Origin of the sequence: Marinobacter alexandrii (genome assembly GCF_005871205.1) — a bacterium.
GTDB classification, from domain to species: domain Bacteria; phylum Pseudomonadota; class Gammaproteobacteria; order Pseudomonadales; family Oleiphilaceae; genus Marinobacter; species Marinobacter alexandrii.
This window is the reverse complement of the sequence record NZ_SWKM01000013.1, coordinates 426867-439794: the sequence shown is the minus strand read 5'-3', so window position 1 is coordinate 439794 and position 12928 is coordinate 426867. Positions and strand designations below refer to the sequence as shown.

General features: G+C 55.3%; 8 protein-coding genes. All 8 read right to left on the bottom strand.

What is annotated here, in order from left to right; all coding sequences use genetic code 11:
* Positions 1-4 precede the first annotated feature (4 nt).
* Genes FCS96_RS12980 through FCS96_RS12945 form a run of 8 tightly spaced genes read right to left on the bottom strand, consistent with a single transcriptional unit; the run spans position 5 to position 12926 of the window.
* Positions 5-2872 carry an EAL domain-containing protein gene (locus tag FCS96_RS12980; RefSeq protein WP_138440799.1) on the bottom strand — a complete coding sequence of 956 codons (2868 nt, stop codon included), beginning with the start codon at positions 2870-2872 and terminating at the stop codon, positions 5-7.
* Positions 2873-2887: 15 nt separating this feature from the next.
* Positions 2888-3322 (bottom strand): response regulator, encoded by a 435-nt coding sequence (locus FCS96_RS12975; RefSeq protein ID WP_138440798.1) that lies wholly within the window; start codon positions 3320-3322, stop codon positions 2888-2890.
* A 22-nt stretch (positions 3323-3344) separates the two neighbouring features.
* A complete protein-coding gene (locus FCS96_RS12970) occupies positions 3345-6953 on the bottom strand; it encodes a PAS domain-containing sensor histidine kinase (protein ID WP_138440797.1) in 3609 nt (1202 codons plus the stop codon).
* Positions 6946-9192 (bottom strand): ATPase, T2SS/T4P/T4SS family, encoded by a 2247-nt coding sequence (locus FCS96_RS12965; protein WP_138440796.1) that lies wholly within the window; start codon positions 9190-9192, stop codon positions 6946-6948. Before FCS96_RS12965 ends, FCS96_RS12970 begins: the two co-directional genes overlap by 8 nt.
* Positions 9193-9201: 9 nt before the next feature.
* Positions 9202-10353, bottom strand: coding sequence for a sensor histidine kinase (locus tag FCS96_RS12960; protein ID WP_138440795.1), 1152 nt, complete (start codon positions 10351-10353; stop codon positions 9202-9204).
* Positions 10340-11014 carry a GTP-binding protein gene (locus tag FCS96_RS12955; RefSeq protein ID WP_138440794.1) on the bottom strand — a complete coding sequence of 225 codons (675 nt, stop codon included), beginning with the start codon at positions 11012-11014 and terminating at the stop codon, positions 10340-10342. The genes FCS96_RS12960 and FCS96_RS12955 overlap by 14 nt, the downstream gene beginning before the upstream one ends.
* Positions 11015-11028: 14 nt before the next feature.
* Complete coding sequence (locus tag FCS96_RS12950) at positions 11029-11556, bottom strand: response regulator (RefSeq protein WP_138440793.1); 528 nt, start codon at positions 11554-11556, stop codon at positions 11029-11031.
* The gene (locus tag FCS96_RS12945; RefSeq protein ID WP_138440792.1) at positions 11553-12926 is read right to left on the bottom strand and encodes an HD domain-containing phosphohydrolase; all 1374 of its coding nucleotides are present in this window, start codon (positions 12924-12926) and stop codon (positions 11553-11555) included. Before FCS96_RS12945 ends, FCS96_RS12950 begins: the two co-directional genes overlap by 4 nt.
* Positions 12927-12928: the final 2 nt, after the last annotated feature.

Here is a 12928-nt window from a genome sequence, read left to right as displayed (position 1 = left end):
GAGGTTACCCTTGAATGGCTGCATAGTACTGAAAGGCCTGCTGGATGTGCTCACGGATCTGCTTGTCATCCCACGGCTTGGTGAGGAATTTGTAGATGGCGCCCTCGTTAATGGCATCGGTGACTGACTTCAGGTCGGTATAACCAGACAGTACGATGCGAACGGTATTGGGGTGGATGGTTTTAACCTGGCTTAAAAAGTCGGTACCTGACATTTCCGGCATCCGCTGATCCGAGATGATCACCTGGACGTTGTTCTCTGCCAGTAAATTAAACGCCTCTGGAATACTGGTGGTTGAGAGAATGCGATACCCGTCCCGTCGTAGAATCCGTGTAAGTGCACGGAGAATGTTTTCCTCGTCATCGAGTAACAACAGGGTGGGGCGATCTTCCTCACTATTGCTCTGTTTCAATACAAGTTCGTAAGCACTGCTGCCAGCTTCCAGGAACTTCAACAGAGCTTCGAAGGGTATCGGTCTGGAAAAGGCGAACCCTTGCAGTAAATCGCACTGCTGTTTGCGGAGGAAAGTCGCGTGCGCCTCTGTTTCCACACCCTCGGCAACGACCTCCAGATTCAGGTGGTGTGCCATAGAAATGACGCCCTGAGTGATGGCGGCATCGCTGCGATTCTTGATTACGTCCTTAATAAACGAGCGGTCAATCTTGATCTTGTTGGCCGGTAACAGCTTGATGTAGCTCAAGCTGGAAAAACCGGTGCCAAAGTCATCAATGGCAATGCGGACGCCGAGTGCTCGGAGTTCCTGCAAGGTCTTGACAATCGTATCGGTGTCATAAAGTATCACCGACTCAACGACTTCCAGCTCCAGGAACTGGGGTGCCAGGCCGGTAGCTTTCAGGGCGGCGGCAACGGAGTCGGTGAAACCATCCTTGCGAAGCTGGATGGGCGACACATTAACGGCAACTGAGCACTCACGAAATCCACGGGCATGCAGTTTTACCAGCGCCTGGCAGGCCTGGTTTAGGACTTGTCGCCCCAGCTCGATGATCTGTCCGGTTTCCTCTGCCAGGGGGATAAAGTCTCCGGGGGACATCAGCCCCTGCTGCGGGTGTTCCCAGCGAACCAGAGCCTCAACGGACCGGGTTTTTCCTGAGCGGGCATCAATTATTGGCTGGAAATAAACTGTCAGTTGCTGGTTCTCAAGCGCGTCCTGCAGATCGTTACGCAGTTTCACTCGGAAATTCGCTTGATCATTCAGATCCTTTGAAAACCATTGATAGGTATTTTTGCCCAGCTGTTTTGCGCGGTACATGGCCAAGTCTGCCTGCTGCAGCAGCGCCATCGGATCATCAGTTTTGCCATCAGTTATGGTAATGCCGATGCTGGCGGTCAGGCGGAGGACTTGGTCACTGATGTGGTAGGGATTGGATAAGTTGTGAATGATTTTCTCGACGATCATGACCACGTCGTTGGCTTGGGCCAGATCAGGCAGAACGACGATAAACTCATCGCCACTGATGCGGGCCACCGTATCGCCTGAGCGAATGATGGATTTTAGGCGCTGGCCTACGTCGATTAGTAGCTGGTCACCCAGCCGGTGCCCCATGGAGTCGTTAATCAGCTTGAAACCGTCGAGGTCCACAAACAGCAGTCCCAGTGTGCGGCCATACCGCTTGGCGAACTGGCAGCCTTGGGTGAGGCGGTCCTCAAGCAGCGTGCGGTTTGGGAGCCCAGTTAGGACATCGTGGCTGACATTGAAAGCCAGCTGGTTTTCTACGGATTTTCGCTCGGAGATATCGTTCTGAATACCAATAAAGTGGGTGGTTTCGCCCTGATCGTCGCGGACCGGTGCCAGGTACAGGTCATTCCAGAACGGGGAGCCATCCTTCCGGAAGTTGCGCAGTACCACGGAGATATCTGTGCCATCACGGAGTCCCTGACGAATGTCCGCCAGTGCCTGCTCATTGGTTGGGTCAAAGGAGTCGCCCTGCAGGAACCGACAATTGCGGCCGATGCATTCTTCCGGGGAGTACCCGGTGATGCGTTCGAAAGCCGGGTTTACATAAATCACTGGCATGTCTGGTTCGCGCGCATCAGCGATGGAAATGCCATTGTAGCTGGACTCGATGCTGCGTTTTAGCAGCCGTAGTTGCCGGTTGCTTTTTATTTTCTCCGTCACGTTGCTTAGTATCAGGAGCTGCGACGGGCTACGGTTAACCGTAATCTCCCGGCTCACCACTTCGATTAGCAGAGAGGTGCCGTCGCGGGTCTCGTGTCTTTCCAGAACCGCACCCTGAGACAGAAGCACACCCTCACTGTTGATCGGCTCCGGGGCCTCGGACTTCAGGTCGGTCAGCGTCAGTTCGCTGACGTTTTCTTCACTGTGTTGGTACAGGGTTCGCGCCGACTGGTTCATGGCCCGGAGGTGCCCGGATTCCGGATCTGCGAGCACCATAGGTGCCGGGTTATTCTCGAACAGTTGGCGGTAGTAGGCTTCGCTGTTGACGAGGTGTTCTGTGGCCATGGCCCGGTCAATGGCGTACCGGATGCTGCGGATCAGTGTATGACCGTCAAGTTGGTCCTTGACCAGGTAATCTGAGGCGCCGAGCTCCACGGCTTTTATATCGAGCTCTTTATCACCCTGTCCGGTCAAGAGAATGTAGGGGGTACTGATACCATAAGCCTGAGCCTGTCGAATCACGTCCAGACCGGAATCCGGGCCCAGGCGCAAGTCGATCAGCGCCGCATCGTAGTGCCCGTTACATAGCGCGCTGATACCCCGCTCCGCCGTGGTTTGCCATTCCAACAGGGTTCTGACCGGTGAAGCCTCCTCAAGCAGGTCACGGGTAATCAGGTAGTCGTCTTCATCGTCCTCAATGAGGAGGATGCGCAGTTCAGGGTCAGTCTTTGTCATGTCGTTCGTGCTTGTTTAAGGGAGTTCAACGGTATTCACCCAGTAATGCTTCAGAGATTTGGCAACGTCCAGTAAATCTGCATAGCGTGTGGGTTTTACAATGTAAGAGTTGGCGCCGAGATCGTAACAGCTTGCGATATCATCCTCATTTTGCGACGTCGTCAGCATCACGGTGGGGATAGACTTGAAATCCGGGCTCGACTTGATGTCTGCCAGAGTTTGCCGGCCGTCCTTCCGAGGCATGTTAAGGTCGAGCAGAATCAAGTCGGGGCGGCGTTGTCCGGCTCCACTGCCGGTATTTTTGAGGTGGGTCAAAAGCTCAACGCCATCGTGAACAAAGCAGAGCTTGCACTCGGCCCAGCACTCTTCGAAGGCATCCCGGATCATGAGCTGGTCGTCGGGGTCATCGTCGGCGACCATTACTAACGGGGTGAATTGGGGGGCTGGCATAGTGCTGAAGACCTCCTGTCTGTTACCGGTTGAACCGGATTCTGAACCGGGTGCCGGCATTAGGTTCACTCTCCGCAGAGATGCCGGCGCCGTGTCGGTCGAGGATTTTCTTGACAATGGCCAGACCAATCCCTGTGCCGGCATAATCCCGTCTGTGGTGTAACCTCTGGAAGGGTTGGAACAATTTGCCGGCATGGCGCGGATCAAAGCCAATGCCGTCATCGTTGACCACCAGTGTCCAACCACCGGCAGTTATATCCTCAGGGTAGACTAAAACGACTGGATTCTGCTCCGGTTTGCGAAATTTTATGGCGTTGCTTATCAAGTTTTGCAGTACCTGGCGTAACTGCATCGGATCACCTTCGACCTCTGGCAAGGGACTGGTCTTTATGGTGGCCTGTTCCCGCACGAGCGAGGTTTCCATGTCCTGTAACACTTCGTCCAGGACCTGATTTAGGTCACAGCGAACCAGTGGCCGCGCCTTGGTGGTTACCCGGGAGTAGGCCAACAGGTCTTGAATCAGCGCCTGCATGCGCCCGGCGGCAGACTGCATTCGGCGTAGATAGTCCTTTTCCTGATCTTCCAGCCGGTCGGATTTGCTGATAAGGCGGTCGGAGAAGGCCTGGATTTTTCTTAGTGGCTCCTGCAGGTCGTGGGAAGCGACAAAGGCAAAATCCTGAAGCTCATGGTTGCTGCGCTCCAGCTCGGCCATGGTGGCCTCCAGCTTCCACTGGGCTTCCTTACGCTCACGGATGCTCCGGTAATATACAGAGAGCCCTTCTTCCGATGGATAGGCACTGACTTCCAGCCAGTGATCAAGTGGTTCGTAATACGCCTCGAATGAGCACGATTCACTGGTCTCCATGGCGTGCCGGTAATAGTGTTCGAACTCCGTGCCGAGGGCTTCCGGAAACATTTCCCACAAGCTGCGCCCAAGTAACTCTTCGCGTGATTTTTCCAGCAACTCTTCCGAACGTCGGTTGATGTTGATGAATCGCCAGTTCCGGTCCACGGTGAAGAAAGCGTCCGTGATGCTCTCAAAGATAGTGGCTTGACGTTCCGCAAATTGCCGTATCTGCTCTGACGCCATTTTTGACGGCGTAACGTCTTGAAAGGCGCCCTGCAGATGTTTAATGGTGTCGTTATTGCCCTTCACCGCATGGCCGATAACTCGGACCCAGCGCAGGCAGCCGGTTGTGGTCGTGATCTGGACTTCCTCATCAAACGGAATACCGTACCGAATGCAATTTTGGACGGCCCGGAGGATGATTTTTCGAGAGGCTGGGGTGTAGAAGGTCAGGGCTTCTTTTTGGGAGGGAGGGTGATCACGGGGAAGTTCGTGGATATCGAAAATAACATCGGACCAGATGAGGTTCCCGGCGTCCACATTGAGTATCCAGGCTCCAATCCGGGCAGCCTTCTCTGCCATTTTCAGAAGTGCTTCGTTGCTCCGGAGCTTTTCCTGGATTACCCGGGCGTCAGTGGTGTCGCGGGCGGCGACGTAAATGAGGTTGTCATCGCTCAGGGTAGCGTTAATCTGAAGCCAGTGTTCCTTGCCTTCACGATCCAGAGCACGAATGTTCAGGTCATCGACATCAATGCCTTCGGTCAGTAAACGTACGGAATCGAGGACGGCTAGACGATCCTCCTGATGGATGAGATCCATGTAAGAACGCCCCAGGAGTTGCTCCCGTTCATACCCGAGTGTCTCAATGAAGGTCTGATTCACCTCAAAAAACAGGCTGTCCAGGTCGACGATGCAGAACATGTCCGGAGACAGCGAGAAAAACTGGTTGCGCTCCCGCGTCAAGGTTTCTGCAACCAGCTCCTCGGTGATGTCACGGCCGACACAGAACAGTGCCTTATCGTCAATGGACCATTCCGCAGTCCAGGATACCGTCACAGTATGTCCGTCCTTGTGACGCAGACGGGTTCGGAAGCTGGCCGGTTTTCCGTCACCGACCGCCAATTTTCGGACCGTTTCAGCAGTGAGTTCGCGGTCTTCTGGCAAGATCAATAGCTCGCTGTGGCTGCTTTGTAACTCCTCGGGGCGGTAACCTAGCACTGCTTCGGAGGCTGGGCTGATACTGAGGATATGACCTTCAGAACTGATTGAACACAGAAGGTCTCGCGAAAACATCATGATCTTTTCGTTGATGTTACGCAGTCCACGCTCCTCGTCCAGATGGAAGCTCAGGGTTTCGTTCAAGCTTTCCAGCGTCCTGGAACGCCGCTCTGACTCGCGCCAGAACAACTGGGTGAGCATCACCAGAAAGCTCAAACCCAAACCGGTAAACAGCACCAGAGGCGGCAGGTAGAGCTCGCCTGGTGGCAGAGAATTCCTGGGCGCATATACGCTGACCCGCCACGGACTGTTGTGGTGAGACTCCATGGTTTGTGTGTCCAGTGTTATTTCATCACTGGCATAAATGCCCGGAGCGGAATCAAACAGTTGCATTCCATTGGTTTCGATCCTGACTTCGAGATCGCCCGTGGCATGCTGGGTCAATTGCTCGTATATCGTGTGCACGTCAAGGACCGCAATCACCAGCCAGGACATGCCGAACTCTACTGAAACCGGAACGGCGATGGCGGCGTGAGGCCGTTGGTCATGGTCGAGCAGAGGTTGGCTGAGGTGGGGGGCATTGGTCGACACGGTATGGTTTAACCAGCCTGGTGTCTGGGGCTGGCTCATGAAGCTGTGCAGCCAGATGCGGTAATCTACCGTTCTCGCTTCAAGTCTGACCGGCCTATGCCTGGGGTCCAGAATGGCAATCAGACGCAGATCCGGGAAATCCCGAAGGTAACTGTCGACCTCCTGTTGCCAGAAGACTTTGTCCGGGACAGCGTTTAATAACTCCCAGCGCTCGGCCAGCCGCACGATGAGCGCGAGCTTGTTTTCGAGTGCCGAGTTGCCGGCGGCCGAGAGTTGCGATGCCAGTGTCTTCGCGCGTTGCTGCAGGTCGGCGTTATGGTTGGCACGCAAAATGTGCCAGGTGACTGTAGTTAACAGAATGCCCAGGGTTCCCACCACGATGAGGCTGGCAGATAAGGCGGGTCTTTCCCGACGATAGGCCAGAAACAGAAACGGGAGGATCAGGCTGGTCAGTATCACCAGGGGACTGACCATCACGTTCATTTCTGCGGCATGTGCAAGGCTGAAGGCCTTGAGCCCCGGCCACCACTGGGAGAGCAGCGACAGCAAGCCTATAACGAATACCACCGGTGCCGCACAAAGCCCGACCAGCCAGCCCCGGGCGAGGTGGATGGCAGCCAGCATGCTGACGCCGATGCAGACAACCGTCGGCAGCACGGCGAGTGGGATTGCGGTCGCTTTGAGGCCGGTTTCGTCGAGTGTGAGGCTCGCCGCGGTCGGCAGCAGTGGCAGGATTATTGCCAGCAGCGCCAGCCAGGTCGCTGTCCTTGGTAGTCGGAATAATATTGCCAACAAGGCGCTGCCGAGACTGATCGCGAGTAGGCCGCCGCTCGGTCGAAGGTAAGCTAACCCGCTGATTCCCGAGGTCTCCATGGCAGCATCTATTAGAATGACGCCACCCACACACACCAGCGAAATCGCTAACGCAAGTATCAGACAGAGCCAGAACAGTTCGAGGTTACGGCTGTTAACCATTCAGCACCTGAGGACCAAGCAGGCGAAGAATTTCGTCGGCGGTGGTCAGCCCGTCTTTCAGTTTCTCCAGGGCATCGTCCAGCAGTACCTTCATACCCTGTTCCCGGGCAATGGCTTCGATCTGCATCGCACTGGCGCCCTCGGTGATGGCAATGCGTAAGTCGGCATTCATAGTAAGAACTTCATGAATGGCCACACGACCTTTGTAACCCTTGTGGCATTTCTCACAGCCCTTGCCGTGATAGAAGGTGAGATTCGGATTCATGAACTGGGGACCTAGCTGATTGAGGGCATCGGTCGGGGCCGGAATCTCTTCTCTACAATATTTGCAAATCCGGCGAACCAGTCGCTGGGCTATGATCGCTTCCAGGGCCGACGCCAGCACGAAAGGTTTGAGGTCAAGGTCCAATAGCCGGGCGACGGTGGTGGCAGCGGAGCTGGTGTGCAGGGTGGAGTACACCAGGTGTCCGGTCATGGCGGCGTGAAAAGCCACATCGGCGGTTTCTTCATCTCGGATCTCGCCCAGCAGAATCACATCCGGATCCTGGCGAAGGATAGCTCGCAGTACGCTGGCAAAATTGAGCCCGATGCGTTCCTTTACCGGCACTTGCCCCGCCATATCCACATGGAATTCAACCGGATCTTCAATAGTGACGTAGTTTCGTTCCGGTGAGGCGTTGTGTTGCAGCAGGGCATACAGGGTGGTGGTCTTGCCGCTACCCGTTGGACCTGTCGCCAGGATGATGCCCTGTGGCTTCGCCACTACATGCATAAGGCGTTTAAGATTGTGTTCGGAGAGCCCCATATCTGCCAGGGACTGGGCTGATGACTGCCGCTCCAGTACCCGCATCACTACTTTCTCGCCATTGATGGTCGGCAGTGTGGAAATTCGCAGGTCCACGATCTTCATCGGTGTCTTGACGGTAATCCGGCCGTCCTGAGGTTTGCGCCGTTCGGTGATATCCAGCTCTGCCATAACCTTGATGCGTGAAACCACCGACATTAACAGGTTGGTGGGGATATGGATCTTGTCCTGCAACACACCATCAATCCGGTAGCGAACGACCAGGGATTTGGTTCTGGGATGCACATGGATGTCGCTGGCACCCAACCGCAGGGCTTCCAGGATGATGGCATTCACCAGGCGGATAGCCGGTGGCTCTTCCGAACTGCCCAGCAACTGCTCCAGAGATTCCTGATCTGATTCGTCATCAAGCACGATCTCGATGCCCTCATAGGGGTCATCGGTACCGACGCGGGTGGTAATGTCATCGAGATCGCTGGTTTCTCCAAAGATCTCCGCCAGTTTGGCCTGCATCTGTGAGGTTTCACACAAGAGCGGATGGATCGTGTAGCCGGTCATGAATCCAAGTTCATCGATCAGGCTGATGTCCATCGGGTCCACCATGGCCAGGCGCAGACGCTGCCCGTTGGTGCGCAAGGGCAGGACCAACTGGCGGGTGCAAATCTTCTGGGGCACCAGTGACAGGAGGCTAGGGTCTGGCTGAAACTCCCGTAAATCAATTTCCTCGAACAGCATCTCATCCCGCAGCATTTCGAATACTTTGCGGAAATTCACCCATTCATGCTTGAGGAGCTGCCGAACCACGGGTGTCTTCTGGCTCTGCATTTCCCGGTGCAACTGCTGAATCTGTTGTGGATTCAGCCAGCCCTTTTTGTGCAGCAGGATGGCAAGCTGGCTACGATTTGTGGCCGTCAGCTTGCTGATCGTATCCAGATCCCGGCTTTGTTTTTGAGTTTGCTGCTCCAGAGCGCGGGTGCGCTGAATGAGCTCGTATTGCTCCAGTGCCAGCGCGATGGTTAGCCGGATATCATCATCGTTCCAGGGTTTGAGAATGAACCGGTACACCGCGCCATCCTTGATCGATCCCATCACTGCGTCAGTATTGGCATGTCCGGTCAGCATGATGCGAATTGTCTCGGGCCAGCGTTCCCGAACCTCCCGTAGAAGGTCGCTGCCGTTCATGCCGGGCATCATAAAGTCGGTCATAATCAGTTCCACCGACTGTTTTTCCAGCACCTTCAGGGCTTCCTCGCCACTTCGGGCAAACAGCAGTTCATAGCTCTCGCGCTGAAAGACCCGGCGCAGGGAGGCCAGAATGTTGGGCTCGTCATCGACCAACAACAGCTTGTAGGGGGCTTTCTTTGTTGTTGGTGAGGTATCGGGTACGGTTTCCGTCTCCTGCCCGTGAAAGAGTGATGCGTAGCGTGTCGACATGGTGGATCCTCAGCGGGCCTTTATCGGCAGGGTGAGTGTGACGCGGGTACCTGCTCCCTGACGGCTGTTGATGGTCAAGTCGCCACCATGGGCATGGGCAGTATCTCGGGCTACGGTCAGGCCGAGTCCTGTGCCAGATCCGACCGGCCGGGTGGTATAGAAGGCATCGAAAACCCGGGCTCGGCAGTCGTCGGGTATTCCACAGCCGTTGTCCTGAACGATGACCTGAATGCTATCTGTGCCCATTTGTGTTTGCATCAGGATGCGTCCTTTTCTATCCCCGAAATCTTTGTCGCTCAGTGCCTGGGCGGCGTTGTTGAGTAGATTGAAGAATGTCTGGGACAACCGCGACGGGTGTCCTGCCACGGGTGGCAGTTCGTTCAGGCGTTCAATGATGTCTAGTTGGTGCCCATGTTCCGTTTGCACCAGATGAGAAGAGCTGCGTAACAGGTCATTCAGGTTACACATGGTGTAGTCGGCCTGGTCGATACTGGAAAACGTTTTCAGGTCCGCAACGATACTGGCAATCCGCCGGGTGCCATCCATAGACTCCGAAAGCAGGTCGTGGAAGTCTCGAAACAGCTCCTCATGATCTGGAGTAGCCGGCAGGCTATCTTTCAGGTCGTCAATGTAATCCCTGGCAACCCGAAGGTTGCTGCTGATAAACCCGATCGGATTGTTGATTTCGTGGGCTACGCCGGCTGCCAGTTGGCCGACGGACCTGAGTCGGGCACTTTCGTAGAGCTCCTGTTGGGTTTGCTGAATCACGCTGACCTGCTCGTCCACTTTCTGTTGGAGCTGGTCGGACAAGGCCCGGTAGCGGGCCTCGGAGGTTTTCAGAGCATCATTCTGGCGCTGGAGTTCCGCATAACTCGCTTCCGTGGTGTCATGGTGCAGGTTGGCCGCGAGCCGATACTTGGCCACAAACATCATCAAGAAGGACACCAGTTCCGAGGCTGCGCTTCGTTCCTCGGGAGAATGGCCGCCGGATAGCCAAGCCACGGTTTCCAGGTTGAACTCAACAGGGATCGCACCAGTGGTTTTCTGTTCGGCGATGGTCACCGGTGCCTGGCATAGGCTGCTGAGTGTCCGGTTCAGCCGTTCCAGTTGGTCGACACTGAGCAGATCCTGGAGGGTCGGGTCGTCCTCAAAGTTTCGCACGATCAGCCTCATGGCAGGCGCTCAAGCCATCAATAAAAGTGTGCCGGAAGATGCCATGGCGATGTTCCAGGGCGAACTCGTCGCTGATTGCGATGTACAGACGGTCAAGCAATGCTCTGAAACTCTCGATCACGCCATTGCCCTGAAGAGCGGAAGCCATCATCAGCGGTGCCCAGGGGGTAGAGGTCCAACGCTGTTGAAGCTCGAGTTCCTCCACAACGCCAGGGAGGTCACGCTTGTTGAACTGCACCACCATGGGCAATGTATCGATATCGAGCCCGACTTTTTCAAGGTTCTCCTCAAGGTTTCCGAATGCCATGGCGTTGTTGTCTTGTTGCGACGGCTGAGAGTCGGCGACAAAAACAATGCCATCGGCCCTCGATAGTACCGCTTTGCGGGTACTGTCATGCTGAACCTGCCCGGGAACGGTGTATAGCTTCAGCCGCAGGTCCAACCCGGATGTACCCCGCAGCCCAATGGGCAGCATGTCGAAGAACAAAGTGCGGTCATCCCGGGTTTCAAGCACCATCAACTCGCCTTTGCGCTCCGGATTTAGCAGCGAGTGGAGCTGCATGAGATTGGTCGTTTTGCCGCTGAGAGCGGGGCCATAAAACACCACTTTCAGCGTCAGCTTGTTGTCGTGTGCTTGATAATCAGGCATTGGCGTTCGCTTATTCAGTCGTTGTCGCTGATGAGGACCGATCCGTCGGCATCCCTCTGGACCCGGGTGATGCCAGGATTTTCGGACTCGAGTCTCAGTAACTCCTGTTCCCGGGCCCGTAGCATTGCTTTCTGGGTATCTACCTGGTTCCGTAGCCGCTGGTTCTCCACCTTCAACTGATACACGTCGATCGCAGATTTGATCGCGGTGACCACTTCGTAGTCGTCCCAAGGCTTGGACAGGAATCGGTAAACCTCGGCCTGGTTAATGGCCTTTATCATGGAGTTGCGGTCACCGTGGGCACTCAGAACCAGACGCATGGCGTCCGGCTGGCGCTGCTTGGCAAACTGCAGATAAGTTACGCCGTCGGCAGTAGGCATCTGGTAATCCGAGACAATGACGGCGTAGTTATGCTCAAGCAGACCACCAAGCGCAGCTTCCACGTTATTGTAGGTATGCACCTCCCATCCTTGGGGCTTCAGCAGTCGCCGAAGCGCGCTCAGGATATTGGCTTCGTCATCCACCAATTGGATCTTGATCATGTCGGTGTCTCCGTTTCTTCTTCAGGGCGATGTACATACAAGGTGTAGCGATGCCCATCCGGTTCGCCTTTTTCGAATGCGGCTAGCTTGTCGATCAGGAGTGAGGAGAGCACCTTGCCCTCATTCAGCAGTAGCATGCCAGACGTTGCATACAGGTTGCGGGCCATTACCATGCCCGGTTTTAAGCGGAGGGTGTCGAGTACCAAAATATCGGGGTTTTCATGGTCAACATCCGGAGCGATTTCGATTACCATTTCCAAAAATTGGTCGGCGATGTCCGGGTCGTACAACCGGTCCCGGTAGCGCTTGATCAACTTGATGGCGTTATCCCTTGGTACACGCCGCTCAAGAATCAGGCCAAACTGGAGTTCAATGAAATCAACCGCCAGTCTTAGAATACGGGCTCCAAGAGGAATGTCTTTGCCTTCCAGCCGATCAGGGATACCGTAGCCGTTCCATTTTTCCTGATGGTGTCGGATGATCTTTGCGGCGTCCCTAAGGGGCTCAAGGGCCATGAGCAACTGCTCGCCAACGACCGGGTACTTTAAGTATTCCAGCTTCTGGTCCCTGCTAAGCAAATCCGAAGGGGCAGTGATTAGCTCGTCTGGCCAACTGAGTTTGCCCAGATTGTAGAGGGCGGCCGCCATGGCCAGGTTCTGGGTCATTTCCTCGTCCAGTTTGTGGTAGGCGGCGAAGGCCCTGACCAGCGTTATAACCTTGGCGTTCGGCTGGCGGTTGGCAGGCAGGCGCTTGTCGATCAGGGACGAGAACACCTCGGTCGTCGTCACATAGTTCTTACGGAGTTCCTGATAGGCCAGGTCCAGCATGTCAGCGGTTTCTCGGAGTTCTTCAGTGCGTGCGCGGACCTTTTGTTCCAGCGTGGAGTTCAGCTCTTGTAGTTCCTGGTTCTGCTTGCGGGTCAGTTTCTCAAGGGCAAGTCGCCGGCGTTCTGACTGTTTAAAGGCCAGTGCCTGTCGGATGATCAGGCGCAGTTCATCGTCGTTCCAGGGTTTGCTGATGTAGCGATAGATCTGCCCGTCGTTAATCGCTTTGACCGTTGAATCGATATCGGCATAACCGGTCAGCAGGATACGGATGCACGAGGGGTCCTTTTTCTTGATGGTCGCCAGCAGGGTTGGGCCATCCATGCCAGGCATGCGGGCATCGGAAATCACGAGATCGAAGCCTTGTTCCTCCATCAACCCTATAGCCTGATCTCCGGAGGTGGCAGTGGTCAACTCGTAAGGTTCTTTGCGCAGCACTCGCTGCAAACTGCGCAGAATATTGTCCTCATCGTCGACCAGTAGCAGCTTTGCACTGGGTAATGGAGATTCAGCCACCGGCTCTGACGAGGGAAATTTATCGCTCATGG